Genomic DNA, 25807 nt, shown 5'->3' with positions numbered 1-25807 from the left:
AATGGGCAAGCTAGCGTTAGCGGCAAAAATCACCCACGTGCCGTCGATGTATCTTTCCGAGCTGCCGGGGAAAAACCACGGCTGCCGCCAGTCGGCCATCGACGGGCATAAAGAGATCAGCAAGCGCTGCCGCGAGCTGGGCGTGGACACCATCATCGTGTTCGACACCCACTGGCTGGTAAACAGCGCGTACCACATCAACTGTGCGGATCATTTTTCGGGCGTCTACACCAGCAACGAGCTGCCGCACTTTATCCGCGACATGACCTACGACTACGACGGCAACCCGGAGCTCGGGCAGCTGATCGCCGACGAAGCGGTGAAGCTCGGCGTACGTGCCAAGGCGCACAACATCCCGAGTCTCAAGCTGGAGTACGGCACCCTGGTGCCGATGCGCTACATGAACGCGGATAAGCACTTCAAAGTGATCTCCATCTCCGCGTTCTGCACGGTTCACGACTTCGCCGACAGCCGCAGGCTGGGCGAGGCCATCGTCAGCGCCATCGAAAAGTACGACGGCACCGTGGCGGTGCTCGCCAGCGGCTCGCTGTCGCACCGCTTTATCGACGACCAGCGTGCGGAAGAAGGGATGAACAGCTACACCCGCGAGTTCGACCGTCAGATGGACGAGCGCGTGGTCAAGCTGTGGCGCGAAGGCCAGTTTAAAGAGTTTTGCAGCATGCTGCCGGAGTACGCCGACTACTGCTACGGCGAGGGCAACATGCACGACACGGTGATGCTGCTGGGGATGCTGGGCTGGGATAAATACGACGGCAAGGTGGAGTTCCTCACCGAGCTGTTCGCCAGCTCCGGCACCGGCCAGGTCAACGCCGTTTTCCCGCTTCCCGCATAAGGAGTTGTTATGCCGCACTTTATTGCTGAATGTACCGACAACATCCGCGCGCAGGCCGACCTGCCGGGGCTGTTCGCCAAAGTGAACGAGGCGCTGGCCGCCACGGGGATCTTCCCGCTCGGCGGCATCCGCAGCCGCGCCCACTGGCTGGACACCTGGCAGATGGCGGACGGTAAGCATGATTACGCCTTTGTGCATATGACGCTGAAGATCGGCGCCGGGCGCAGCCTGGAGAGCCGGGAAGCCGTGGGGGAGATGCTGTTTGCGCTGATCAAAACCCACTTCGCGGGGCTGATGGCGGAGCGCTATCTGGCGCTGTCGTTCGCCATGGAAGAACTCGATCCGACGCTCAACTACAAACAAAACAACGTGCACGCGTTGTTTAAGTAGCCGTCTGCTCGCCCGGTGGCGCTTCGCTTACCGGGCCTACAACGGCCAAGAACGTAGGCCGGGATCGCTACGCGCCACCCGGCAAAAACAGGATATCACCATGCTCGACAAACACACCCATACCCTGATCGCCCAGCGCCTGCATCAGGCGGAACAGTCCCGGGAGCAGATCCGCGCGATCTCGCTAGAGTACCCGGAGATCACCATCGAAGACGCCTACGCCGTACAGCGCGAATGGGTGAGCCTGAAAATTGCCGAAGGCCGCGTGCTGAAAGGCCACAAGATTGGCCTCACCTCGAAAGCGATGCAGGCCAGCTCGCAGATTAGCGAGCCGGACTACGGCGCGCTGCTGGACGATATGTTCTTCCACGACGGCAGCGACATCCCCGTTGACCGCTTTATCGTCCCGCGTATCGAAGTGGAGCTGGCCTTCGTGCTGGCAAAACCGCTGCGCGGCCCGAACTGCACGATCTTCGACGTCTACAACGCCACGGATTACGTCATTCCCGCCCTGGAGCTGATCGACGCCCGCTGCCACAACGTTGACCCGGAGACCCAGCGCCCGCGCAAGGTGTTCGACACCATCTCCGACAACGCCGCCAACGCCGGGGTGATCCTCGGCGGTCGTCCGATTAAGCCCGACGCGCTGGATCTGCGCTGGATCTCCGCCCTGCTCTACCGCAACGGCGTGATCGAAGAGACCGGCGTCGCCGCGGGCGTGCTTAACCACCCGGCGAACGGCGTGGCGTGGCTGGCGAACAAGCTCGCGCCGTACGACGTGCAGCTTGAGCCCGGACAAATCATCCTCGGCGGCTCGTTTACCCGTCCGGTTGCCGCCAGCAGAGGCGACACCTTCCATGTTGACTACGGCAACATGGGCTCCATCAGCTGTCGCTTTGTGTAAGGAGGCGACCATGCAAAACGCATTCAAAGCGGCGCTGAAGGCGGGCCGCCCGCAAATCGGTTTATGGCTGGGGCTGACCAGCAGCTACAGCGCAGAGCTGCTGGCCGGGGCCGGTTTTGACTGGCTGCTGATCGACGGCGAGCACGCGCCGAACAGCGTGCAGACCGTCCTGACCCAGCTCCAGGCCATCGCCCCTTATCCCAGCCAGCCGGTAGTGCGCCCGTCGTGGAACGATCCGGTGCAGATCAAGCAGCTGCTGGACATAGGCGCGCAAACCCTGCTGGTGCCGATGGTGCAAAACGCTGACGAGGCGCGGCTGGCGGTAAGCGCCACCCGCTACCCGCCTGCGGGCATTCGCGGCGTCGGCAGCGCCCTGGCGCGCGCCTCGCGCTGGAATCGCATCCCGGATTACCTGCATCAGGCTAACGACGCCATGTGCGTGCTGGTGCAGATCGAAACTCGCGAGGCGCTGAAAAACCTGCCGCAGATCCTGGACGTGGAAGGCGTCGACGGCGTGTTTATCGGCCCGGCGGATCTGAGCGCCGACATGGGCTTTGCCGGCAATCCGCAGCACCCGGAGGTGCAGGCCGCCATCGAGCAGGCGATCGCGCAGATCCTCAGCGCGGGCAAAGCGCCCGGCATCCTGATGGCGAATGAACAGCTGGCGAAACGCTATCTCGGCCTCGGCGCATTGTTTGTGGCGGTCGGCGTAGATACCACCCTGCTCGCCCGCAGCGCCGAAGCGCTGGCGGCCCGCTTTACCGACGTCACCACAGCAGTTGATAACAATAAATCCGTCTACTAAACGTACGATGTGGAGCGCAACATGACGACCTCAACCCTGCATAATAAAGATGTAGAACATCGCGCAATAAATAAGCTGTTCCGTCGTTTGATCGTGTTTCTCTTTATCCTGTTTGTTTTCTCGTTTCTCGATCGCATCAACATCGGCTTTGCCGGGCTGACGATGGGCAAAGATCTGGGCCTCACGTCGACCATGTTTGGCCTGGCCGCGACGCTGTTTTACGTCACCTACGTGCTGTGCGGGATCCCCAGCAACATCATGCTGGCGAAGGTCGGCGCTCGCCGCTGGATCGCCGGGATCATGGTGGTGTGGGGCATTGCCTCCACCTGCACCATGTTCGCCACCAGCCCCGAAACGCTTTACGTCCTGCGCATGCTGGTGGGCATTGCGGAAGCCGGTTTCCTGCCGGGGATTTTGGTCTATCTCACCTGGTGGTTTCCGGCCTATCACCGCGCCCGCGCCAACGCGCTGTTTATGATCGCCATGCCGGTGACCATGATGCTCGGCTCGATCCTCTCCGGGTATATTCTGGCGATGGACGGGCTGTGGAACCTGAAGGGCTGGCAGTGGCTGTTTCTGCTGGAGGGATTGCCATCGGTGGTGCTCGGCGTGGTGACCTGGTTTTACCTCAACGACACGCCGGATCAGGCCACCTGGCTGGATGAAGACGAAAAGCAGGCGCTGAAAACGATGATCGCGCGCGAGCAGGAGGTCGCCATCGCCCAATCCGTCACGCCGCGCTCGACGCTGCGCGAGGTGCTTACGCCCGCCGTGCTGCTCTACACGCTGGCCTACTTCTGCCTGACCAATACGCTGAGCGCGATCAACATCTGGACGCCGCAGATCCTGCAAAGCTTCAACACCGGCAGCAGTAATATCGTGATTGGCCTGCTGGCGGCGATCCCGCAGTTTTGTACCATCCTCGGGATGATCTGGTGGAGTCGCCGCTCCGACAGGCTGAAAGAGCGAAAAAAGCACACCATCCTGCCGTACCTGTTTGCAGCGGCGGGATGGATGCTGGCCTCAGCGACCGATCACAGCCTGATCCAGCTGCTTGGCATCATCATGGCCTCAACCGGATCGTTTACCGCCATGGCGATATTCTGGACCACACCGGACCAGGTTATTAGCCTGCAATCCCGCGCGGTGGCGCTGGCGGTGATCAACGCCATCGGTAACGTCGGATCCGCCGTTAGCCCGCTGCTGATTGGGATCCTGCGCGACGCGACCGGCAGCTTCAGCTCCGGGCTGTGGTTCGTGGCGGGTCTGCTGGTGGTCGGCGCGCTGGTGCTGACGCGTATCCCGATGACGCAGCGGGTTCAACAGAGGAACGATCATGTGCCAGAGCCCTATCGCCAACATTGATATCAGCAAGGAGTACGACGAAAGCCTGGGCACCGACGACGTGCACTATCAATCGTTCGCCCGCATGGCGGCCTTTTTTGGCCGCGACATGCAGGCGCATCGTCACGACCAGTATTTTCAGATGCACTTTCTCGACACCGGGCAGATTGAGCTCCAGCTCGACGACCACCGCTATTCGGTGCAGGCGCCGCTGTTTGTGCTGACGCCGCCGTCGGTGCCGCACGCGTTTATCACCGAATCCGACAGCGACGGGCACGTGCTGACGGTGCGCGAGGATCTCATCTGGCCGCTGCTGGAGGTGCTCTACCCCGGCACGCGGGAAGCGTTCGGCCTGCCGGGGATCTGTCTGTCGCTTGCCGACAAGCCTGACGAACTGGCGGCGCTGAAGCACTACTGGCAGCTCATCGCCCGGGAAACCACGGCGCAGCTGCCGGGCCGTGAGCATACGCTGGTCCTGCTGGCGCAGGCGGTATTTACCCTGCTGCTGCGCAACGCGAAGCTCGACGACCACGCGGCCAGCGGGATGCGCGGCGAGCTGAAGCTGTTCCAGCGCTTTACCCAGCTGATCGACACCCATTACCACCAGCACTGGACGGTACCGGAATACGCCAGCGAACTGCACCTGACCGAATCCCGCCTGACGGACATCTGCCGCCGCTTCGCCAACCGCTCGCCGAAACGGCTGACCTTCGACCGGCAGCTGCGCGAGGCCAGGCGCCTGCTGCTGTTTTCCGACAGCACGGTCAGCGAGATTGCCTGGCAGCTGGGATTTAAAGATCCAGCCTATTTCGCCCGGTTTTTCAATCGCCTGACGGGTTGCTCGCCCAGCGCGTATCGGGCGCAGAAAGTACCGGTTTCCTGAGCGCATCGCGGTATGTAGGGCGGGTAAGCGCAGCGCCACCCGCCAAAAACCCGCACAGATCACAAATCCCAATCCCGCCCGAAAAGTACCCGCCGTTGTCCCAAACGTCCCTTCACGTTCCGCCCCTCTCACGCTTCAATTAAACAACAAAAACAAAACATAAATTTAACAATCATCTTCCGATACGAGGTCCCTATGAAGCCTGAAGATTTCCGCGCTGATGCCAAACGTCCGTTAACCGGCGAAGAGTATTTAAAAAGCCTGCAGGATGGACGCGAGATTTATATCTACGGCGAGCGCGTTAAGGACGTCACCACCCACCCGGCGTTTCGCAATGCGGCGGCGTCCATCGCCCAGATGTACGACGCCCTGCACAAGCCGGACATGCAGGACACGCTGTGCTGGGGCACCGACACCGGCAGCGGCGGCTACACCCACAAATTTTTCCGCGTGGCGAAAAGCGCCGACGACCTGCGCCAGCAGCGCGATGCCATCGCCGAGTGGTCGCGCCTGAGCTACGGCTGGATGGGCCGCACGCCGGACTACAAAGCGGCGTTCGGCTGCGCGCTCGGTGCTAACCCGGCTTTCTACGGCCAGTTCGAGCAGAACGCCCGGAACTGGTACACCCGCATTCAGGAAACCGGCCTGTACTTCAACCACGCCATCGTCAACCCGCCGATCGACCGCCACAAGCCGGCGGACGAGGTGAAGGACGTCTACATCAAGCTGGAGAAAGAGACCGATGCCGGGATTATCGTCAGCGGTGCGAAAGTCGTCGCAACCAACTCGGCGTTGACCCACTACAACATGATCGGTTTTGGCTCCGCGCAGGTGATGGGCGAAAACCCGGACTTCGCGCTGATGTTCGTCGCGCCGATGGATGCCGAAGGCGTGAAGCTGATCTCCCGCGCCTCGTATGAGATGGTGGCAGGCGCAACCGGCTCCCCGTACGACTACCCGCTCTCCAGCCGCTTCGACGAGAACGACGCGATCCTGGTGATGGATAACGTGCTGATCCCGTGGGAAAACGTGCTGATCTACCGCGATTTCGACCGCTGCCGTCGCTGGACGATGGAGGGCGGCTTCGCCCGCATGTACCCGCTGCAGGCCTGCGTGCGTCTGGCGGTGAAGCTCGACTTCATCACCGCCCTGCTGAAGAAATCCCTGGAGTGCACCGGTACCCTTGAGTTCCGCGGCGTGCAGGCGGATCTCGGTGAAGTAGTGGCCTGGCGCAATATGTTCTGGGCGCTGAGCGACTCCATGTGCTCCGAAGCCACGCCGTGGGTGAACGGCGCGTACCTGCCGGACCACGCGGCGCTGCAAACCTACCGCGTGATGGCCCCGATGGCCTACGCGAAGATCAAGAACATCATCGAACGTAACGTGACCTCCGGGCTAATTTATCTGCCGTCCAGCGCGCGGGACCTGAACAACCCGCAGATCGACCAGTATCTGGCGAAGTACGTGCGCGGCTCCAACGGAATGGATCACGTCGAACGCATCAAGATTTTGAAACTGATGTGGGACGCCATCGGCAGCGAGTTTGGGGGTCGTCACGAGTTGTACGAAATCAACTACTCCGGCAGCCAGGATGAGATCCGCCTGCAATGCCTGCGTCAGGCGCAAAGCTCCGGGAATATGGACAAGATGATGGCAATGGTCGACCGCTGCATGTCCGAGTACGACCAGCACGGCTGGACCGTGCCGCACCTGCACAACAACAGCGATATCAACATGCTCGACAAGCTGCTGAAATAGCGCAGCGGGAGGTTACAATGCATTCAGATGAACAACGCCTGCGTTTTCGCGACGCAATGAGCAGCCTGTCGGCGGCGGTCAATGTGGTCACCACAGAGGGCGACGCCGGACGCTGCGGCATTACCGCCACCGCCGTCTGCTCGGTGACGGATACACCGCCGTCGGTCATGGTCTGCATTAACGCCAACAGCGCCATGAACCCGGTCTTTCAGGGCAACGGCAGGCTGTGCGTCAACGTGCTGAACCACGAGCAGGAGATCATGGCCCGCCACTTCGCCGGGATGACGGGGATGGCAATGGAGGAGCGCTTTGCCCTCTCCTGCTGGCAGAAAGGCCCGCTGGGGCAGCCGGTGCTGAAAGGCGCGCTGGCGAGCCTGGAAGGCGAGATTTCCCAGGTGCAAACCATCGGCACGCATCTGGTTTATCTTGTCGAAGTGAAAAACATCATCCTGAGTGACGCGGGACACGGCCTGATCTACTTTAAGCGCCGTTTCCACCCGGTGATGATGGAGATGGAAGCCGTCGTGTGATCCCCCTCGCGCTGGCCTTTTTTCGGGCCAGCGCCGCTTTCTACAAAAATTCCTAAGGTTTCCGCTAAATCACGCCGTTATATATCCATAAGAGAAATTTTCTGTGCCTGAATACTGACATCTCCGGTCAGTGCTTTTGCATTGTTCAGCGCATACCCAATATACAGGAAGACCTTATGGCTAAAACGACGCGGAGCCGCTCGGCTGAACGTCTGGTCGATATTCTCCTTGAGCTACATTTACACGGGGTGGTAAACCGCAGTGCGCTAATGGAGAAATTTAAAATTACCGAGCGTACCGTCTACCGGGATTTAAATGCGCTCTCGCCCATTGTTGAACATACCGGTAACGGGCTATATCGACTGATCCACTCCGCCCAATCTCCCGGCGGGCAGGGATTACATCATGCTCTGGCTAACTTCCTGAATGCCGATAACTTTTTCCCTGAAAGAAATACGGACTTCTGGCAAAAGCTGGAGGCGCGCGTCGACGAAAACCATATTCTTATCCTCGGTAATGACGCAGAGCACACGGTGCAGCGTGATATCCGCCGCCATTTAGCGAAAATCGAGAAATCGATTAAGAACCATAATGTCTGTCAGATCGTTTATAAGGGTAAAACCCGTCTGATTAATCCCTATAAACTCATTAACAAAAAAAATATATGGTATTTACAAGCTACCGAAAATAGCCGATTGAAATCCTTTTCATTAAGCCAGATTAGCTGGTTTGATGTTCAAAAAACCTTTTTTACCCCTGATGAAAATGTTCGGGAACTGCTGGAAAAAAGCCTCGACCCGTGGGTGTCCGAAACTACTTTCACCGTGAAAATATTCATTAAGGATAATATTTCACATTACTTCCTGCGCCGCGATCTCCTGCCGGAACAGGAGCTGCTGGAGGAGCGGCGCGGCGGCGTCACGCTGCGCTGCCAGGCGGCACACGAAAACCAGATCCTGCCGCTGCTGTTCTACTGGCTGCCGAATATTCAGATCCTGGAGCCAAGCTGGCTGAAGGAGAAACTCATCAAGACGCTGGAAAGCTACCTGTCGATGGAGCGCAGCCCGGAAAACCACGTGATCTCAATCACATAATTTTCCCGACCAGCGGCGAGCCTGAACCACTCGCCGCGTCCTTTGACCGCTCATCCATCACTTTCAACCACTCACTCATTTACCGTCCTTTACGCGCGCGCGGATCTGGCACGATCGCTCCAGCATTAATCAATACCTCCTCACAACGAACCCTGACCCTTTTTTCTTTACATAAAAAACCAGGTCTTACTATGGATACTAAAAAACTACTTAAGCACGTGCCCTGGGCCTTACTCGGGATCCTCGGCGCTTTTTGTCTGGCGGTTGTCGCATTACGCCGGGGCGAACACGTCAGCGCCCTGTGGATCGTGGTCGCGTCGGTTTCCGTCTACCTTGTGGCCTATCGCTACTACAGCTTGTACATCGCGCAGAAGGTCATGAAGCTCGACCCGACGCGCGCCACCCCGGCGGTCATTAACAACGACGGCCTGAACTACGTGCCAACCAACCGCTACGTGCTGTTTGGTCACCACTTTGCCGCCATTGCAGGCGCTGGCCCGCTGGTCGGCCCGGTGCTGGCCGCCCAGATGGGCTACCTGCCGGGTACGCTCTGGCTGCTGGCGGGCGTGGTGCTGGCGGGAGCGGTGCAGGACTTTATGGTGCTGTTTATCTCCTCGCGCCGTAACGGCTCGTCGCTGGGTGAGATGATCAAAGAAGAGATGGGCCGCGTGCCGGGAACTATCGCCCTCTTCGGCTGCTTCCTGATCATGATCATCATCCTCGCCGTGCTGGCGCTGATCGTGGTGAAAGCGCTGGCCGAAAGTCCGTGGGGCGTCTTCACCGTCTGCTCTACCGTACCGATTGCGCTGTTCATGGGCATCTATATGCGCTTCCTGCGCCCTGGCCGTGTGGGTGAAGTGTCGGTCATTGGTATCGTGCTGCTGGTCGCCTCCATCTACTTCGGCGGCGTGATTGCGCACGACCCGTACTGGGGCCCGGCGCTGACCTTTAAAGACACCACCATCACCTTCGCGCTGATCGGTTACGCGTTCGTTTCCGCCCTGCTGCCGGTGTGGCTGATTCTGGCTCCGCGCGACTACCTGGCGACCTTCCTGAAAATCGGTGTCATCGTCGGGCTGGCGATCGGGATTGTCATCATCAACCCTGAGCTGAAAATGCCGGCGGTGACTCAGTACATTGACGGCACCGGTCCGCTGTGGAAAGGCGCCCTGTTCCCGTTCCTGTTTATTACCATCGCCTGCGGCGCCGTGTCTGGCTTCCACGCGCTGATCGCCTCCGGCACCACGCCGAAGCTGATGGCTAACGAAACCGACGCGCGCTTTATCGGTTACGGCGCGATGCTGATGGAGTCCTTCGTGGCGATCATGGCGCTGGTTGCGGCGTCGATTATCGAGCCAGGCCTGTACTTCGCGATGAACACCCCGCCGGCGGGTCTGGGCATCACCATGCCAAACCTGCATGAGATGGGCGGGGAAAATACCGCGCTGATCATGGCGCAGCTGAAAGAGGCCAGCGCACACGCGGCGGCGACCGTCAGCTCCTGGGGCTTCGTGATCTCGCCTGAGCAGATCATGCAGACCGCGAAGGACATTGGCGAACCGTCCGTGCTGAACCGCGCAGGTGGCGCGCCGACGCTGGCCGTGGGTATCGCACACGTGTTCCACAAAGTGCTGCCGTGGGCGGACATGGGCTTCTGGTACCACTTCGGTATTCTGTTCGAAGCGCTGTTCATCCTCACCGCGCTGGATGCCGGTACCCGTGCGGGCCGCTTCATGCTGCAGGATCTGCTGGGCAACTTCGTGCCGTTCCTGAAGAAAACCGACTCTCTGGTAGCGGGTGTTCTGGGTACTGCCGGGTGCGTAGGCCTGTGGGGCTACCTGCTGTACCAGGGCGTTGTCGACCCGCTCGGCGGCGTGAAGAGCCTGTGGCCACTGTTCGGTATCTCTAACCAGATGCTGGCAGCCGTTGCCCTGGTGCTCGGTACCGTTGTCCTCGTGAAGATGAAACGCACCAAATACATCTGGGTGACTGTGGTTCCTGCGCTGTGGCTGCTGCTCTGCACCACCTGGGCGCTGGGCCTGAAGCTGTTCAGCACCAACCCGCAGCTGGAAGGCTTCTTCTTCATGGCTAACCAGTACAAAGAGAAGATTGCCGCAGGCGGCGCGGATCTGACCGCGCAGCAGATTGCCAACATGAACCATATCGTGGTGAACAACTACACCAACGCGGGTCTGAGCATTCTGTTCCTGGTGGTGGTGTACAGCATTATCTTCTACGGCATCAAAACCTGGATGAAAGTGCGCAACACCGAAGGCCGTACGGATAAAGAGACCCCGTACGTGCCGGTGCCGGAAGGCGGCGTGAAGACCTCTTCACACCATTAATCTGGTTGTATTCAGCCCCGCTTCGGCGGGGCTTTGTTCTTATCAGGATGGACTATGTTTGGTAACTTAGGCGAAGCAAAAAAATACCTCGGTCAGGCGGCGAAGATGCTGATTGGCATTCCGGACTATGACAACTACGTTGAGCATATGAAGACCAACCATCCGGATAAGCCGTACATGACCTACACCGAATTCTTCCGCGAGCGTCAGGAAGCGCGCTACGGCGGAAGTGGAGAAGGCGGCGTCCGCTGCTGCTAAAGGAGAGACCATGACCCCGATTGCCGTTACCCTGCTGACCGGTTTCCTCGGCGCCGGTAAAACCACCCTGCTGCGCCACATCCTGAACGAGCAGCACGGCTTCAAAATCGCCGTCATCGAAAACGAATTTGGCGAAGTCTCCGTTGACGATCAATTAATCGGAGACCGCGCCACGCAAATCAAAACCCTGACCAACGGCTGCATCTGCTGCACCCGCTCTAACGAGCTGGAAGACGCCCTGCTGGACCTGCTCGACAGCCGCGATCGCGGTGTCATCGGCTTCGACCGCCTGGTGATCGAGTGCACCGGCATGGCCGACCCCGGCCCGATTATTCAGACCTTTTTCTCGCACGATATTCTTTGCCAGCGCTACCTGCTGGACGGGGTGATTGCCCTGGTAGACGCGGTCCACGCCGACGAGCAGATGAACCAGTTCACCATTGCCCAGTCTCAGATAGGCTACGCCGACCGCATTCTGCTGACCAAAACCGACGTGGCAGGCGACAGCGAAAGACTCCGCGAGCGCCTGACGCGCATCAACTCGCGCGCGCCGATTTATACGGTGACGCATGGCGATATCGATCTATCCCAGCTGTTTAACACCAACGGCTTTATGCTGGAGGAGAACATCACCGCAAAACCGCGCTTCCACTTTATGGCAGACAAGCAAAACGACGTGGCGTCGATTGTGGTGGAGCTGGACTACCCGGTGGACATCAGCGAGGTCTCGCGGGTAATGGAAAACCTGCTGCTGTCGTTTGCCGACAAGCTGCTGCGCTACAAAGGCATGCTGTGGATCGACGGCGAGCCGAACCGCCTGCTGTTTCAGGGTGTACAGCGCCTGTACAGCGCCGACTGGGACCGCCCGTGGGGCGATGAAGCGCCGCACAGCGTGATGGTGTTTATTGTATACAGCTGCCGGAAGAAGAAATCCGAGCAGCGTTTGCAGGTCTGAAGAAATAACCGCCTTGCTTCCCCTCTCCCCTGTGGGGAGAGGGGAAGGATGATGGGTAAAATTATTTCAACGCCTCCGGCAGCGTCACAATCCACAGCTCGCTCTCTGACTCCGGCTTCTTCAGCGGCTTCACGCTGAGCGTGGTTTCCACCGGTTTATCATCCAGCGTCAGCTTGCCTTCCTCGTTAACCCGATAGTCCTTGAGCTTTTTGCCCTCGACCGGATGCTGCATCGCCACCTTCACGCCAAAGTCGTTATCGTTCGCCACCGCAAGCCGTTTGCCGTCGATCAGCGCCAGCCCTTCGGCCTTCTCCTGTTTCCAGCCCAGCGCGCGCAGATCGACGACCTGCGTTTTTGCAGCAAGGGTAATGCCGCGCTGCGCCAGGGTTTTCTCATCATCAAACTCCGGGTACTCGCCCGGCTTGTCGAAAGCGGTCAGGTCGCTCGCCTTGCTGAGATCCACCTTGTAGATAAGGTTACGCATCGCGTCATTTTTATCCTCACCCTGTTCAATCAGCAGGATGTGCTGGTCGTCCAGTGCCACGATGTCGCCGATTTTAGCGTCGTTGTTTTTGCTGTAGGCCGCGCTGTCGATGGGGTAGCCGTACATCACCGTTTTCCCGGTCGCCGGGTCGAAGCTGACCAGACGCGTAAACAGCGCCTGCTTTTTGCTCTTACCGTCGATATCCAGCGTGCTTTGCACGGCGGCGATAATCCGCCCGTCCGGCATCCGGGTCAGGCCTTCAAAGCCCCGGTTCGGCTGGCGCCATTTGATAACATTTGGCAGACCGCCCGCGATGGATTTTTCCCCTTCCGCCGCCTGCGGCCCGTGGATCGCCAGAATTTTCCCTTTGCTGTCGACGTTAATCAGGAACGGGCCATACTCGTCGCACAGCCAGAAGCCGCCCTTGCCGTCCGGGGTGATGCCTTCCGTGTCCAGCCCGCGGTTGTCACCCTTCAGAATTTTGAGGGTATCGCTGAACGCCACCTCGTTGGTGGCTCCAATCACGCCGCTTTGCAGCGGCAGGCCGTTAATCTCGCCTTTATCATCATGCAGCGGGCGGGCATCCGTTGCCTCCGCTTTGCCGTTCTGAACGCGAATGGTCATCAGCAGCGGCGCGAAATCCGGCGTGACAAAAATTTTGGCTTCGTTTTTACCCATTTTGGGCGCATCGGCGTTGGGACCGCGATCGGTCACGGTCGCGAAGGTCAGAGCATCGCCCTGCTTGCCCGTAAACAGCAGGCCGGAGCCAATCCCTACCGGGAGTCCATTCGGAAACGCACCGGCAAACGCGCCGCTGTATTTCACGTGTGAGCCGTCAGGGAAGCTGACAACATAGCGCTCAGCCGTGGGCTGCGCCGCCAGGCCAGAGAAAGAGAGCGTACAGCCGATAAGCACAGGAATGATTTTTCTTTTCATATTGTTAGCATCCGGAAAGTGAAGCCCACAACGTAATGAACAAACGTGTCAGAAAAATGACATGGAAAGGAAACGTGGTCGGGCATCTGAACGAATAATGACCATAAAAATGTAAAAATTTGTTTTTTTATGTGATTTTAGAAATGGAATTGGAAATTATTAGAAGCGCAATTAATGCATCTCAAATCACTATCCCTGCCTCGTTCAGATTTCGTTTAGTCAAAAAATTAAACTGTTCCTCAACACCTGAAATTTGCGCGTTGACACGCCGACAACCCAACTTAAGCGTTACAAATAAAGATAAAAGAATTAACAATTACAGCATGAAAAGTCGATTTGCATCACATTTGCAGTCATAAACATCGCTTGTTAAGGTGCTCCCAGATTAATTTGATGATGAGGCACGAAACATGAAAAAACTGAACATTCTTCTTCTTTCTGCACTGACCGCCATCTCGGGTTCCGCACTGGCAATGGGCGGCAGCATTGAGCAGGGTAAAAACTTTACCAACCTCAACCTGGAAATGGGCAAATCCTCATCCGGTGTTTATCTCGAAAGTAACTGGCTGAAAAACACCGACGACGGTACCCAGACCGGTGGCGTGGGCGCAGGCTACAACCTGGAAGTGGGCCCGGTGATGCTGAATGCGGGTGCAAAAGCCATCTACATCGGCCCGAAAAAAGGCGATAACGGCGTGGCCTTCCCGATTGGCGGCGGCGTAAACGTTGCGCTGACCGACAGCATCCACGTCTATGGCGAAGGCTATGCGGCACCAGAAGGCCTGAACAACAGCGTGAAAAACTACGTTGAAGCTAACGGCGGCGTAAGCTGGACCCCAATCAAACCGGTTACGCTGAAAGTAGGCTACCGCCACGTGAGCGTTGACGGCAAAGATGGTCGTCCAAACCACACCCTGATTGATGGCGCATATGTCGGCGGTGGAGTTAGCTTCTGATGAAACACCGCATTACCGCGCTTTGCGTTCTGAGCCTCACGCTGATGCTCACCGGCTGCGTCCAGTACAAATGGGTAAAACCGGGCGTGAGCGACGCTGAGATGAATAAAAAGCTTACGGAATGCGAAGCGCAGGCCCTGATCGATCTGCCTCCGGATAACGTGGTGACCGGTTCGAGCTCGGAAAAAACGGACAAAAAGAACAAGAAAAAGGATATTTCCACGAGCTACACGGTTGAAGACGCGAATGAATATCGCCGGGATACGTTAGTCGACAGCTGCATGTTCAAAAGCGGCTGGGACAAGATCGAAGTACAGTAATCAACTAAAAAAACCTGCCAACCGGCAGGTTTTTTTATTACCTCTTACTTACGCACCACCACCAGCTTCTGGTTCACAAACTCTTTGATCCCCAGATCCGACAGCTCGCGTCCGTAGCCGGAACGCTTCACGCCGCCGAACGGCAGCTCTGCTGCGGTATCGGTGAGCCAGTTGATGTACACCATCCCGGTCTCGATCCGCGACGCCATTTTCTTCGCGCGCTCGATGTCCTGGCTGAACACCGCCCCGCCCAGGCCGTAGTGGGAGTCGTTCGCCAGCGCGACCGCCTCGTCGTCGTTTTTCACCACGTACATCTGCGCCACCGGGCCGAAAAACTCTTCGAAGTACGCCGGGTTCTCACGCGATATATTCGTCAGGATCGTCGGTTCGAAGAAGCTCCCGTCGCGCTGCACCGGCTTGCCGCCATAGTGCAGCGTGGCACCGTTTTTCACCGCCTCGTTAACCTGTTTGGTCAGCGTTTCCAGCGCATCTTTGGAAGAGAGCGGCCCCAGCGTGGTGCTCTCGTCCAGCGGATCGCCAATCTTCACCTGCTTAAACGCCTCGGTAAATTTGCTGAGGAAGGCATCCGCAATCTTTTCATGCAGGATAAAGCGCTTCGCCGCGGTACAAACCTGCCCTGCGTTGTTGAGCCGCGCATTCACGCCAATCTTAACCGCTTTATCCAGGTCCGCGTCGTCCAGCACCACAAAGACGTCGTTACCGCCCAGTTCGAGGGTCGATTTCTTAATGTGCTTCGCCGCCTGCGCGGCCACCACGCTGCCCGCCTTTTCGGAGCCGGTTAGCGCTGCGCCCTGCACGCGATCGTCTGCGATGATATTCGCCACCTGTTCCGACGAGATAAACAGGTTCGTCCACGCCCCTTCCGGCGCGCCCGCCTCGCGCACCAGATGTGCAAAGGTCTCGGCGCAGTGCGGCACGATGCTGGCATGCTTGGCGATAACGGGGTTACCCGCCGCCAGGTTTGGTGCCAGGACGCGCATCAGCTGGTAGTACGGGAAGTTCCACGGCTCGACGGCCATCAGCACGCCGATGGGGTGATGCTCCACCCACGCTTCCCCAAGTTCAGAGTCGTACTTCACCGGGGCGAGGAACTGCTTCGCGTTGTCGGCGTAGTAGCGGGCGATCTGCGCACAAAGCTTCACCTCGCCGCGGCTCTGTTCGATGAGCTTACCCATCTCCTGGCTGGCGATTTTGGCCAGATCCTCCACGCGCTCGTCGATCAGGTCGGCAAGCTTATGCAGCACCGGCAGGCGCTGGCTGATGTCGCCTTTCGCCCATTCCGAATGGTAAAGCGCATCGGCCGCCTTGAGCGCCGCTTCGATATCCGCGTCGGTATGTGAGGGGTATTCTTTGATGAGCTGGTTAGTGGCAGGATTTACTGTCTGATAAGCCATATCGAATCTCCATGTTTTACCGCTTAGGGTATTAAGGGTAGTCAACATGACTGGCTGTGGACGTAAAGTTGGGTATATCCGGAAGGTTCTGAGTTAAGCAGTGCCGGACGGTTCGCTGACGTGGTATAAAAAACGTCCAGAAGGAGTTTCCATGACCGATACCCGACACGTTCGCCAGACTTTTCACCGCGCCAGGGGCCTTGAGCTGCGCAGCACCTGGCAGAGCACGCAGGCGTACAAACGCCACTGTCACCCTCAACTCTCCATCGGCGCGATTGTTGAGGGCCAGACCTGCTGCGTGTGCCATGACCAAGAGTACATTCTTCATCCCGGGGACCTCATTGCGATCCCGGCTTATGTGCCGCACAGCTGCAACCCCGTCGACGGGCAGCCGCGCAGCTACCATATGCTCTATATCGACACCGATCTTCCTCTGGCGCTACAGGTGATTCGTAACCCTGCCCTGTTTGCCCATTACCTGGACGTCGTTAAGACAATGTCTCCAGCGTCCGTGGAAGCGCTGCTTTCTGCCCTTCCCCGCTGCGTGGATAACGCAGACGCGCTTCGCCCAACCAGCCAGCAGGTTCAGGAGGCGTTTCTTTCCAATCTCACCAGCCCGCCCTCTCTCGACGAACTTGCCCAACGCTTCTCGCTGCGCAAGGAGACGCTGATCCGCACCTTCCGGCAGGACACCGGCCTGACGCCGGGCAGCTTCCTCAACATCTCCCGCGTGGAGTTCGCCAAAGCGCGGCTACGTGCCGGGGACGACATCGCCGACGTCGGCTACCAGAGCGGCTTTGCCGACCAGAGCCATTTTCATAAGACCTTCGTCAGCTATACCGCCGCCACGCCGCGCCAGTACGCCACGGGCCGATCAATATCAGACAATAAATAGGTTCTGCAGCGCCGTAGCCTGTCCTCAGATGGTTAACTGAGGTCGCTATGGAACTGTTCTTCCCTTCCGCTTTTCTCGCTCTGGTGCTGGCGCATTTTGTTGCGCTGTTGAGCCCGGGTCCGGATTTTTTCCTGCTTGTGGGCTACGCGGCGCGCTATCGGCTGCGCGGCAGCGCCGGGCTGTGCGTCGGCATCGCCGCGGGTAACGCGCTCTATATTGTTCTGGTGATTATCGGCTGGAGCGCGCTGCGCCAGTTTACGTGGCTGTTTACGCTTATCGAGGTATGCGGGGCGCTGTACCTGCTGTGGATCGGCTCGCATCTTGTGCGCAGCCAACCGCAGGCACTGGCGCTGAATGAACCCCGTCAGCGCTGCCCCTCGCTGCGCAAGCAGATCCTGCTGGGGCTCGGCTCGGCGCTGCTTAATCCGAAGAACGCGTTGTTCTATCTGGCGCTGATGACGGCGCTACTGGGACCGGACGTGACGCTGCTTCAGCAGTCGACCTGCGGTCTCTGGATGGTGATGGTGGTGCTGGTATGGGATCTGGCGCTGGTGTCGCTGATGGGTTTGCCCGCGGTCCAGCAGAAGCTCAGCCGTGCGCTGTGGCTGATAGAGCGCACGGCGGGGGTGGTGCTGATGGGGTTTGGCGGGTGGGTGCTGTGGCGATTATGCGTTAATGCTATATAACCAGACTCCATCATTTATTTTGAAAAATACATTCATTAAATCCATAAATCACTGCAATATATATACATAACATACTGATTTAGATCGGTTTTTAGTGATCAATGGTTTTGATCATGATAAAAAGAGGGTTTTAATTGATCATCAAAATGCCTTAAAAATGGGCAAGGACGCTTTTATGAGTACCCTGAATTTCTCCCAAACGGCAGCCTTTATCTGGTCTGTCGCCGATCTGCTGCGCGGTGATTTTAAGCAATCTCAATATGGCCGCATTATTCTTCCGTTTACCCTGCTGCGCCGCCTGGAATGCGTGCTTAAAGAGACGAAAGAGGCCGTCGTTATTGAGGCTCAAAAAGTTCGCTCTTCTCCCCTACCGGAAGAAGCGAAAGAAAAGTTAATTCTGCGCGCCACCAACGGGCTGACGTTCTTTAACGCCTCGCCGCTGGACCTGAGCAAAATGGGGCAAAACGACATCAAGGCCAACCTGGAAAACTACATCCAGTATTTTTCCAGAGACGCGCGGGAGATTTTCGAGCACTTTAAATTCAGCGAATTCATTGGGTTGCTGGACGATGCTAATCTCCTCTACAAAGTGGTGCAGAAGTTTGCCACCACCGATCTCAGCCCGCGGGCCATCTCCAACCATGATATGGGGCTGGTCTTTGAAGAGCTAATCCGTCGTTTCGCCGAAAGCTCCAACGAAACCGCCGGTGAACACTTCACGCCGCGCGATATCGTGCGCCTCACCACTTCGCTGGTGTTTATGGAAGATGACGAGGCGCTCACCAAAGAGGGCGTTATTCGAACTCTTTACGACCCAACGGCGGGTACGGGAGGCTTTCTCTCGGCCGGGATGGAGTATGTTCACGAGCTGAATCCAAAAGCGGTAATGCGCGCGTTTGGGCAGGAGCTGAACCCGGAATCCTACGCCATCTGCAAGGCCGACATGCTGATAAAGGGTCAGGACGTCAGCCGCATCAAGCTGGGTAACACCCTTTCTAACGATCAGCTTCCTGCCGACCGCTTTGATTACATGCTGTCGAACCCGCCGTTTGGCGTGGACTGGAAGAAGATCGAAGCCGACGTTAACAACGAGCATCGCAAAGGATTTGATGGCCGTTTCGGGCCTGGCCTGCCGCGCGTTTCCGATGGCTCACTGCTGTTCCTGCTGCATTTAATCAGCAAAATGCGCGATGCCGATACCGGCGGGCGCATCGGGATCATCCTCAACGGTTCGCCACTGTTCACGGGCGGCGCGGGCAGCGGCGAAAGCGAGATCCGCCGCTACATCCTTGAAGCCGATCTACTGGTAGGGATCGTCGCCCTGCCCACCGACATGTTCTACAACACCGGGATCGCCACCTACGTGTGGATCCTGTCGAACAAAAAGGCGGCGGAGCGTAAGGGCAAGATCCAGCTGATCGACGCCAGCAAGCTGTGCAGCAAAATGCGTAAGTCATTGGGCGCTAAGCGCAACATGATGAGTGAGGAAGACATTCGGCTCATTACTCGCACCTTTGGCGACTTCGACGTCGTGGAAGTTAAAAACGCCGATGCAGAACGCACCCTGGCCTGCAAGATATTCAACAGCACCGACTTTGGTTTCCGCCGCCTGACCATTGAGCGCCCGCTGCGTCTGACGGCCCAGGTCACGGATGAAGCCATTGGCGCGCTGCGCTTTGCGCCAAAACCGCTCAATGCACCAATGATGTGCCTGTACGACGCGTTCGGGGCTTTCTGGCAGGACGAGAACTACGGCAGTTTTGCGGAGTTCGAGCCGGAAGCACGCGCCATTATCAAAGCCGAATTCTCCGAGCTTAAAGAGAAGCAGATTAAAGATCTGCTCGACGCAACGCTGTGGCAACACCAGCGCGCGCTAATGGTAAAAGCGCAAAAAATCCAGTCGGCGCTGGACAGTAAAGCAGGCGGTCGCGCTCAGCCGAGCGATGATTTCAATCAGTTCCAGCTGACGCTCAAAGAGGCGTTCAAAGCTGCCGCGGTGAAGCTTGATGCCAAAGAGCATAAGCAGTTTATCGAGGCCATCACCCGCAAAAACCCGGACGCGGAGCCGGTCGTTAAAAAGGTGCTCAAGGAAGATGCGCAGCCGCTGTACGGCGCGTTTTCGTACCGCGGACAGGTGGTGGAATTTGAACAGGACGCAGACCTGCGCGACAACGAGAACGTGGCGCTCGATCCGTCTGTTTCGACCAGCGATTTGATTGAAGGCTATGTGAAGGCGGAAGTGCTGCCGCACGTGCCGGACGCCTGGATTAATGCCGACAAGCGCGACGCCCGCGACGGCGAGGTTGGCGTTGTCGGGTATGAGATTCCGTTTAACCGACATTTTTATGTCTATAAGCCACCGCGCCCGCTGGAGGAGATTGATGCGGAGCTGGATGCGCTGAGCGCGGAGATTATGAAGCTGCTGCAGGAGGTACACTCCTGATGGCTAAGTATAAGGCGTATCCGGAATATAAGGATTCTGGGGTTATATTTTTAGATAATCCACCTTCTCATTGGCATACAATTAAAATTAAGCATTTATTAAAACTTAAGAATGAGATAGTCGGTAATAATCATACCAACTTCACTTTGTTATCACTAACTTTAAATGGAGTTATTACTAGAGATATTTCTTCCGGTGAAGGGAAAATCCCTGAAAGCTTTGCAACATATCAACGCGTTGAAAGAAACGATTTAATTTTTTGTCTATTTGATATGGATGAAACACCTAGAACTGTAGGATTAAGTTCACAAAGCGGAATGATCACCGGAGCATACAATGTTTACAAATGCAATAACAAAGCAGACCCGTCATTCATTTATTATTACTTCTTGTACATCGACTCATTTAAAAGGTTAAAACCTTACTATACTGGATTACGTAAGGTAGTAAGAAGTGAAACATTTGATTCACTTAAACTACATTTACCTTCTATCAAAGAACAGTTAAAGATTGCTATTTATCTTGGGCATCAAATAACCAGCATAAATGGGTTAATCGAAAAACAACTACAACTCATCGAACTACTAAAAGAAAAACGTCAGGCAGTAATTAGCCATGCCGTAACTAAAGGGCTAAATCCTGATGTTCCGATGAAAGATTCTGGGGTTGAGTGGTTGGATCGAATTCCTGAACACTGGAATATAATCCAGGTAGGAAGGTTATATAATAGAATAAAACGTACCGGAAAAGCAGATAAAGAGCTGTTATCAGTTTACAGAGAACATGGTGTCATACCAAAATCCAGCAGAGATGATAATAATAACAAACCCTCTGATGATTTATCTCAATACCAGTTAGTTAAAATTGACGACTTAGTGTTAAATAAAATGAAAGCATGGCAAGGTTCAATAGCCATTTCAAAATTTGAAGGGATTGTAAGCCCTGCATATTTTGTATACACACCCCAGAAATCAATAAATGAATTAGCTCAGAGTCAATATATACATCACCTGCTAAGAAATACGCTATACATTACCCAATACTTATGTCGTTCTAAAGGCATACGCATTAATCAATGGGATTTAGATCCTGAAGAATTTAAAACAATTCCCGTACTTTTACCTCCTAAAACGGAGCAAAAAGAAATTCATGAAATGATTGATAATGAAACTAAAAAAATCGACACCCTCATCCAAAAACAACTCCAGCAAATTGAGCTTCTGAAAGAACGTCGCACCGCCCTGATCGCCGCCGCCGTCACCGGCAAAATCGATCTCCGCAACTGGACACCTCCCGCCAGCAGCACCGAAGCATACCTCACCGCTGAGGAGGCCACAGCATGATCGCCGACGTCACCAAAGAAGCCAATCTACAGGCCGATATCATAATCCAGATGTGCCAGAACGGCTGGATCCCCGGCACTGGCAGCAAGTACGATCGCGAACGCGCGCTCTATCCGCAGGATGCGCTGACGTTTGTCCAGATCACCCAGCCGCAAGAGTGGGAAAAATTCACCCGCATCTACCCCAACGACACCGAGCGTCATTTTCTCGATGCGCTGGTCGCGCAGCTTAAAAAAGCCGATGCCAACGCCACCGATCTCCAGTCCCGGACCTACGGTACTCTGGGGGTGCTGCGCCACGGCATCAAAAGCCATAATGCGCGCTTCTCATTATGCCAGTTCAAGCCGGATCACAACCTCAACCCGGACACCCTTGCGCGCTATCGGCAGAACATCTGTCGAATCGTCCCCGAACTGGTTTACAGCCCCCACGCGAGCGGTACCGATGCGGAGGCCAAAGCCAAACGCTGGCGCATCGATCTGGTGTTGTTTATTAACGGCCTCCCCGTCGCAACGCTTGAGCTGAAATCCGAGTTCAAGCAGACGGTCAGCAGCGCCATTAACCAGTATAAAAAAACGCGCCTGCCAAAAGATCCGGCGACCAACAAGCCTGAGCCGCTGCTGACCTTCAAGCGCGGTGCGCTGGTGCATTTCGCCGTCAGCCAGTATGAGGTCTACATGACCACCCGGCTTGCTGGCGATGACACGTTCTTTCTGCCATTCAACAAAGGCACTAAAGAGGGAGGTGCGGGTAACGATATCCCGGAGGATAACCATGAATACGCCACCAGCTATCTCTGGAATGAAGTATTACTCCCTGACAACCTGCTAAAAATTCTTGCCTGCTTTGTCCATCTGCAAATCGAGGAGAAAGAGGACTGGGACGGTAAAAAGGTCAAAAAAGAGAGCCTGATCTTCCCGCGTTATCATCAGTGGGACGTGGTGAACAAGCTTATTGCCGCCGCAGTCGAAGAAGGCACCGGCAACAAATACCTTATCCAGCACAGCGCCGGATCCGGGAAATCGAACTCCATCGCCTGGACGGCGCATCAGCTCTCCTGCCTGCATAACGAAAAGGGTGAAAAACGCTTCCACTCGGTGATCGTTGTGACTGACCGCACCGTGCTGGATGACCAGCTGCAGGACACCATCTATCAGTTTGAACATGCGGACGGCGTGGTCGGACGAATCAACAACCGCGAGGGCGAAGGGTCGAAATCGGAGAAGCTCGCCAGCGCGCTGGAGCACTCACAGCCCATCATCATCGTTACTATCCAGACCTTCCCGTTCGTACTTAAAGCAATTGAAAACAGCACCAGCCTAAAAGAGCGAACCTACGCGATCATCGCAGATGAAGCGCATTCTTCCCAGAGCGGCTCCACGGCGCGCCAGCTGAAAGAAGTGCTGATGAGCGAAGGGGCCGACGACGATGTGGTCCTGACCTCTGAAGATATCCTCGACGCCACCCTTGCCGCACGCAGCGGGAGCAGCAACCTTAATTTCTACGCCTTCACCGCGACGCCGAAGGCGAAAACCCTGGAGCTTTTTGGCCGCCGACCCAACCCGCACGAACCCGCGTCCAGGACCAACAAACCTGCGGCATACCATGTTTACTCCATGCGCCAGGCCATTGAGGAGGGCTTTATCCTCGACGTGCTGAAGAACTACACCAATTACAAAGTCGCCTATAAGCTGCTGCAAAAAATGGGTGATAAAGACCAGGAAGTGGACAGCAATCGGGCGAAGATCAGGCTCAACCAGTGGGTGACGTTGCATGAACACAATGTCGCGCAAAAGGTAAAAGTCATCGTTGAGCACTACCGTCAGCATGTGATGCATCTGCTCGGCGGGCAGGCGAAGGCGATGGTAGTGACCAGCTCGCGCAAGGCTGCGGTGCGCTACAAGCTGGCTTTCGATAAATACATCGCTGAAATGGGCTACGGAAAAATCGCCGCAATGGTGGCATTCTCAGGCGAAGTCAAATTCCAGGAAAATGACATGAACGACCTCGCGCTGTTGCACCAGAAATTTACTGAAATCAGTATGAACCCGGCGCTCAAAGGCCGCGATATGCGTAAGGCGTTTGATACTGATGACTATCAGGTGATGCTGGTGGCCAACAAATTCCAGACCGGCTTCGACCAGCCGAAGCTGTGCGCCATGTACGTGGATAAAGCGCTTGGCGGCGTGGAGTGCGTACAGACGCTGTCACGGCTGAACCGAACCTACCCCGGTAAAAAGGAATCCGGCACTTTTGTACTCGATTTTTATAACGAGCCTGACGATATCCTCGCGGCCTTTCAGCCCTACTACCAGACGGCAGAATTGACCGATGTCAGCGATCCAGGTCAGGTTTTCGATCTGTACGAGAAACTTCGCGCAATGGGCATATTTTTATGGCACGAAGTCGAACAGCTTTGTGAGGCTTTTTACAGCAAGAAAAAATCGAATGCGAAGATCAGCAACATCTGCCTGCCCGCAGTAAACCGCTGGGCAATGCGGTATACCTCCGCGAAAGAGGCGTATATCAGCGCCAAACAGATCTATGAGTTAACGAAAAGGGATTCCCCTAATCCCATTTTGCTCGCCAACGCGGAAAACAGTTTTAAAGCCTGCAAGCAGGAAAAAGATCGTCTCGAGATCTTCAAAAAAGATCTCGGCAGCTTTGTACGCTTTTACGAATTTATGTCCCAGATCGTCGCCTACGATGACAAGTCGCTGGAGAAGTTAAGCCTTTATTGTCGTCACCTTCGCCCCTTGCTGCGCGAAGAGTCGATAGATGAAGATGACGTCGATCTTTCCAATGTTGAAATGAGCCACTATCGGCTTTCAAAGATCCAGGAGCAGCATATTAAGCTTCAGGAGGATGCAGCAGAGTATAAGCTCAACCCGGTTAATGACGTCGGCACTGCAAAAGCAAAAGATAAGAAAGAGGAGTTTTTGTCGCAGGTGCTGTCACAGCTTAACGAGTTGTTTATCACCGAAAACCTGACCGATAAAGACATGCTCAACTACGCCTTCGTGGTATACGATAAGCTTGCAGAAAACAAACTTGTCATGACCCAACTCGACAACAACACCCGTGAGCAGGCGATGCTGGGCGACTTTACGAAAGCCATTGATGATGCCGTGATGGACAGTAATGAAGCGCACAAGGAGATGATGATGCAGTACTTATCGTCCCCTGACGTTGCCAAAGGGTTTGCTCACCTGATGTATGACATCGCAAAAATGCGCAGAGAATTGACTCATGAGTGATATCCAGCTGTTCCGTTACAGTGCTAGCGGCGTAAAAGAACTTTCCGGGAAAGCAATAACCATCGAAAAAGAGCTGCAATCCTTGATCGAATCCCGAATGGAGACTTTTCTCGGGGTTCGTTTTCTCGACAGTGAATACAGCACCGGTAAGACTCACCGTGGACGTATTGATTCACTGGGGTTGGACGAAAATAACTGTCCGGTCATTATCGAATACAAACGTCACAGCAACGAAAATGTGATCAACCAGGGGCTGTTTTATCTGGACTGGCTCCTCGATCATAAGGCTGAATTTAAGTGGCTGGTAATGGAGAAGCTCGGCAAAGAGACGGCGGAGGCTATCGACTGGTCAGGTACGCGCCTGCTTTGTATTGCCGCTGATTTCAATAAGTATGACGAACATGCCGTACAGCAGATTAACCGCAATATCAGCCTGATTCGTTACAAGCTTTTTTCTGACGACCTGCTAATGTTCGAACTGGTCAATGCCGTGGTTGAAAACGCGTTCTCGGAAGCAGCAAACGATACGCTAACCTCAACCTCAGGCAAGCGTAACACACGAACGCATAGCGAACAGCTCGCCAGCGCGTCCACAAAATTAGCCACCTTATTCGAGCAGCTAAAAAGCTACGTCCTGTCTCTTGGCGATGAAGTGCAATACAAAGAGCTGAAGCTATACGGCGCATTCCGTCGTCTGAGGAATTTTGTTTGCGCCGGCGTTTACCCCGTCACCGATCCCCATATCCGCTTATGGCTGAAACTGGATCCTGAGCATATTCAGCTGGAAGAGGGGTTTAGCCGGGATGTAACGCATATTGGGCACTGGGGAACGGGCAACGTTGAGCTGGTCGTTCGCAATGAAAATGACCTCATGAAAGCGAAACTGCTCATCGAAAAGGCTTATCAGGAGAACTGATACTCATTTGTTCCAGGGTCAAAAGCGTTACATTCTG

At 55.9% G+C, this 25807-nt stretch carries 21 protein-coding genes and 1 pseudogene; 20 read left to right on the top strand and 2 right to left on the bottom strand.

Annotated features, from left to right (window positions below; genetic code table 11):
* Nucleotide 1 precedes the first annotated feature (1 nt).
* The 12 genes and pseudogenes from hpaD (at nt 2) to yjiA (ending at nt 12127) form a co-directional block, all read left to right on the top strand.
* Nucleotides 2-853, top strand: coding sequence for a 3,4-dihydroxyphenylacetate 2,3-dioxygenase (gene hpaD / locus OKF39_RS03940; protein WP_041911312.1), 852 nt, complete (start codon nt 2-4; stop codon nt 851-853).
* A 9-nt stretch (nt 854-862) separates the two neighbouring features.
* Nucleotides 863-1243, top strand: a complete 381-nt coding sequence (locus OKF39_RS03935; RefSeq protein WP_224066243.1) for a 5-carboxymethyl-2-hydroxymuconate Delta-isomerase — start codon at nt 863-865, stop codon at nt 1241-1243.
* Nucleotides 1244-1343: 100 nt separating this feature from the next.
* Nucleotides 1344-2147, top strand: a complete 804-nt coding sequence (gene hpaH / locus OKF39_RS03930) for a 2-oxo-hept-4-ene-1,7-dioate hydratase (protein ID WP_048957186.1) — start codon at nt 1344-1346, stop codon at nt 2145-2147.
* A gap of 10 nt (nt 2148-2157) precedes the next feature.
* The gene (hpaI, locus tag OKF39_RS03925) at nt 2158-2952 is read left to right on the top strand and encodes a 4-hydroxy-2-oxoheptanedioate aldolase (protein ID WP_059354706.1); all 795 of its coding nucleotides are present in this window, start codon (nt 2158-2160) and stop codon (nt 2950-2952) included.
* A gap of 21 nt (nt 2953-2973) precedes the next feature.
* Nucleotides 2974-4317 (top strand): 4-hydroxyphenylacetate permease, encoded by a 1344-nt coding sequence (gene hpaX / locus OKF39_RS03920; protein WP_045631051.1) that lies wholly within the window; start codon nt 2974-2976, stop codon nt 4315-4317.
* Complete coding sequence (hpaA, locus tag OKF39_RS03915) at nt 4289-5179, top strand: 4-hydroxyphenylacetate catabolism regulatory protein HpaA (RefSeq protein WP_224066242.1); 891 nt, start codon at nt 4289-4291, stop codon at nt 5177-5179. The genes hpaX and hpaA overlap by 29 nt, the downstream gene beginning before the upstream one ends.
* Before the next feature lie 195 nt (nt 5180-5374).
* Nucleotides 5375-6937, top strand: coding sequence for a 4-hydroxyphenylacetate 3-monooxygenase, oxygenase component (hpaB, locus tag OKF39_RS03910; RefSeq protein WP_028015397.1), 1563 nt, complete (start codon nt 5375-5377; stop codon nt 6935-6937).
* Nucleotides 6938-6954: 17 nt separating this feature from the next.
* Nucleotides 6955-7467: a 4-hydroxyphenylacetate 3-monooxygenase reductase subunit gene (locus tag OKF39_RS03905; protein WP_069733125.1), complete on the top strand. Its 513-nt coding sequence runs from the start codon at nt 6955-6957 to the stop codon at nt 7465-7467.
* 176 nt (nt 7468-7643) lie between these two features.
* Nucleotides 7644-8561, top strand: a complete 918-nt coding sequence (locus tag OKF39_RS03900; protein ID WP_048957191.1) for a helix-turn-helix transcriptional regulator — start codon at nt 7644-7646, stop codon at nt 8559-8561.
* Nucleotides 8562-8752: 191 nt separating this feature from the next.
* Nucleotides 8753-10906 carry a carbon starvation CstA family protein gene (locus OKF39_RS03895; RefSeq protein WP_028015394.1) on the top strand — a complete coding sequence of 718 codons (2154 nt, stop codon included), beginning with the start codon at nt 8753-8755 and terminating at the stop codon, nt 10904-10906.
* 54 nt (nt 10907-10960) lie between these two features.
* The gene (locus OKF39_RS03890; RefSeq protein ID WP_003856610.1) at nt 10961-11164 is read left to right on the top strand and encodes a YbdD/YjiX family protein; all 204 of its coding nucleotides are present in this window, start codon (nt 10961-10963) and stop codon (nt 11162-11164) included.
* Nucleotides 11165-11174: 10 nt separating this feature from the next.
* Nucleotides 11175-12127: pseudogene (yjiA, locus tag OKF39_RS03885) on the top strand (GTPase).
* A 53-nt stretch (nt 12128-12180) separates the two neighbouring features.
* On the opposite strand, the gene OKF39_RS03880 reads toward yjiA, so the two are convergent.
* On the bottom strand, nt 12181-13539 hold the full coding sequence (locus tag OKF39_RS03880) for an esterase-like activity of phytase family protein (RefSeq protein WP_479983501.1): 1359 nt from the start codon (nt 13537-13539) through the stop codon (nt 12181-12183).
* 410 nt (nt 13540-13949) lie between these two features.
* Here OKF39_RS03880 and OKF39_RS03875 point away from each other — a divergent pair, with 410 nt between their 5' ends.
* Both OKF39_RS03875 and OKF39_RS03870 read left to right on the top strand, forming a co-directional pair.
* Entirely contained in the window at nt 13950-14495 is a 546-nt protein-coding gene (locus OKF39_RS03875) for a YfaZ family outer membrane protein (protein WP_028015391.1), read from the top strand.
* Entirely contained in the window at nt 14495-14815 is a 321-nt protein-coding gene (locus OKF39_RS03870) for a hypothetical protein (protein ID WP_028015390.1), read from the top strand. Before OKF39_RS03875 ends, OKF39_RS03870 begins: the two co-directional genes overlap by 1 nt.
* A gap of 44 nt (nt 14816-14859) precedes the next feature.
* Here OKF39_RS03870 and OKF39_RS03865 read toward each other — a convergent pair whose 3' ends face one another.
* A complete protein-coding gene (locus tag OKF39_RS03865) occupies nt 14860-16230 on the bottom strand; it encodes an NAD-dependent succinate-semialdehyde dehydrogenase (RefSeq protein WP_063438168.1) in 1371 nt (456 codons plus the stop codon).
* A gap of 151 nt (nt 16231-16381) precedes the next feature.
* Here OKF39_RS03865 and OKF39_RS03860 point away from each other — a divergent pair, with 151 nt between their 5' ends.
* The 6 genes from OKF39_RS03860 (at nt 16382) to OKF39_RS03835 (ending at nt 25770) form a co-directional block, all read left to right on the top strand.
* Nucleotides 16382-17125: an AraC family transcriptional regulator gene (locus OKF39_RS03860; protein WP_136486697.1), complete on the top strand. Its 744-nt coding sequence runs from the start codon at nt 16382-16384 to the stop codon at nt 17123-17125.
* A 47-nt stretch (nt 17126-17172) separates the two neighbouring features.
* A complete protein-coding gene (locus OKF39_RS03855) occupies nt 17173-17811 on the top strand; it encodes a LysE family translocator (protein ID WP_324660208.1) in 639 nt (212 codons plus the stop codon).
* Nucleotides 17812-17986: 175 nt separating this feature from the next.
* A complete protein-coding gene (locus OKF39_RS03850) occupies nt 17987-20254 on the top strand; it encodes a type I restriction-modification system subunit M (RefSeq protein WP_136486701.1) in 2268 nt (755 codons plus the stop codon).
* Complete coding sequence (locus tag OKF39_RS03845) at nt 20254-21597, top strand: restriction endonuclease subunit S (protein WP_136486703.1); 1344 nt, start codon at nt 20254-20256, stop codon at nt 21595-21597. Before OKF39_RS03850 ends, OKF39_RS03845 begins: the two co-directional genes overlap by 1 nt.
* The gene (locus OKF39_RS03840; protein WP_479983500.1) at nt 21594-24854 is read left to right on the top strand and encodes a type I restriction endonuclease subunit R; all 3261 of its coding nucleotides are present in this window, start codon (nt 21594-21596) and stop codon (nt 24852-24854) included. The genes OKF39_RS03845 and OKF39_RS03840 overlap by 4 nt, the downstream gene beginning before the upstream one ends.
* The gene (locus tag OKF39_RS03835; RefSeq protein ID WP_150144771.1) at nt 24847-25770 is read left to right on the top strand and encodes a DUF5655 domain-containing protein; all 924 of its coding nucleotides are present in this window, start codon (nt 24847-24849) and stop codon (nt 25768-25770) included. Before OKF39_RS03840 ends, OKF39_RS03835 begins: the two co-directional genes overlap by 8 nt.
* Nucleotides 25771-25807: the final 37 nt, after the last annotated feature.

It is taken from the genome of Enterobacter cloacae complex sp. HYC042_NIDB, assembly GCF_056673315.1.
The sequence above is the reverse complement of the archived record's forward strand: the minus strand, read 5'-3'. Positions and strand labels throughout refer to the sequence as shown.

What these genes read in the sequence shown, in the direction of transcription:
- hpaD (WP_041911312.1), top strand. Translation starts at nt 2, where the DNA reads ATGGGCAAGCTAGCGTTAGCGGCAAAAATCACCCACGTGCCGTCGATG.
- OKF39_RS03935 (WP_224066243.1), top strand. Translation starts at nt 863, where the DNA reads ATGCCGCACTTTATTGCTGAATGTACCGACAACATCCGCGCGCAGGCC.
- hpaH (WP_048957186.1), top strand. Translation starts at nt 1,344, where the DNA reads ATGCTCGACAAACACACCCATACCCTGATCGCCCAGCGCCTGCATCAG.
- hpaI (WP_059354706.1), top strand. Translation starts at nt 2,158, where the DNA reads ATGCAAAACGCATTCAAAGCGGCGCTGAAGGCGGGCCGCCCGCAAATC.
- hpaX (WP_045631051.1), top strand. Translation starts at nt 2,974, where the DNA reads ATGACGACCTCAACCCTGCATAATAAAGATGTAGAACATCGCGCAATA.
- hpaA (WP_224066242.1), top strand. Translation starts at nt 4,289, where the DNA reads ATGTGCCAGAGCCCTATCGCCAACATTGATATCAGCAAGGAGTACGAC.
- hpaB (WP_028015397.1), top strand. Translation starts at nt 5,375, where the DNA reads ATGAAGCCTGAAGATTTCCGCGCTGATGCCAAACGTCCGTTAACCGGC.
- OKF39_RS03905 (WP_069733125.1), top strand. Translation starts at nt 6,955, where the DNA reads ATGCATTCAGATGAACAACGCCTGCGTTTTCGCGACGCAATGAGCAGC.
- OKF39_RS03900 (WP_048957191.1), top strand. Translation starts at nt 7,644, where the DNA reads ATGGCTAAAACGACGCGGAGCCGCTCGGCTGAACGTCTGGTCGATATT.
- OKF39_RS03895 (WP_028015394.1), top strand. Translation starts at nt 8,753, where the DNA reads ATGGATACTAAAAAACTACTTAAGCACGTGCCCTGGGCCTTACTCGGG.
- OKF39_RS03890 (WP_003856610.1), top strand. Translation starts at nt 10,961, where the DNA reads ATGTTTGGTAACTTAGGCGAAGCAAAAAAATACCTCGGTCAGGCGGCG.
- OKF39_RS03880 (WP_479983501.1), bottom strand. Translation starts at nt 13,539, where the DNA reads ATGAAAAGAAAAATCATTCCTGTGCTTATCGGCTGTACGCTCTCTTTC.
- OKF39_RS03875 (WP_028015391.1), top strand. Translation starts at nt 13,950, where the DNA reads ATGAAAAAACTGAACATTCTTCTTCTTTCTGCACTGACCGCCATCTCG.
- OKF39_RS03870 (WP_028015390.1), top strand. Translation starts at nt 14,495, where the DNA reads ATGAAACACCGCATTACCGCGCTTTGCGTTCTGAGCCTCACGCTGATG.
- OKF39_RS03865 (WP_063438168.1), bottom strand. Translation starts at nt 16,230, where the DNA reads ATGGCTTATCAGACAGTAAATCCTGCCACTAACCAGCTCATCAAAGAA.
- OKF39_RS03860 (WP_136486697.1), top strand. Translation starts at nt 16,382, where the DNA reads ATGACCGATACCCGACACGTTCGCCAGACTTTTCACCGCGCCAGGGGC.
- OKF39_RS03855 (WP_324660208.1), top strand. Translation starts at nt 17,173, where the DNA reads ATGGAACTGTTCTTCCCTTCCGCTTTTCTCGCTCTGGTGCTGGCGCAT.
- OKF39_RS03850 (WP_136486701.1), top strand. Translation starts at nt 17,987, where the DNA reads ATGAGTACCCTGAATTTCTCCCAAACGGCAGCCTTTATCTGGTCTGTC.
- OKF39_RS03845 (WP_136486703.1), top strand. Translation starts at nt 20,254, where the DNA reads ATGGCTAAGTATAAGGCGTATCCGGAATATAAGGATTCTGGGGTTATA.
- OKF39_RS03840 (WP_479983500.1), top strand. Translation starts at nt 21,594, where the DNA reads ATGATCGCCGACGTCACCAAAGAAGCCAATCTACAGGCCGATATCATA.
- OKF39_RS03835 (WP_150144771.1), top strand. Translation starts at nt 24,847, where the DNA reads ATGAGTGATATCCAGCTGTTCCGTTACAGTGCTAGCGGCGTAAAAGAA.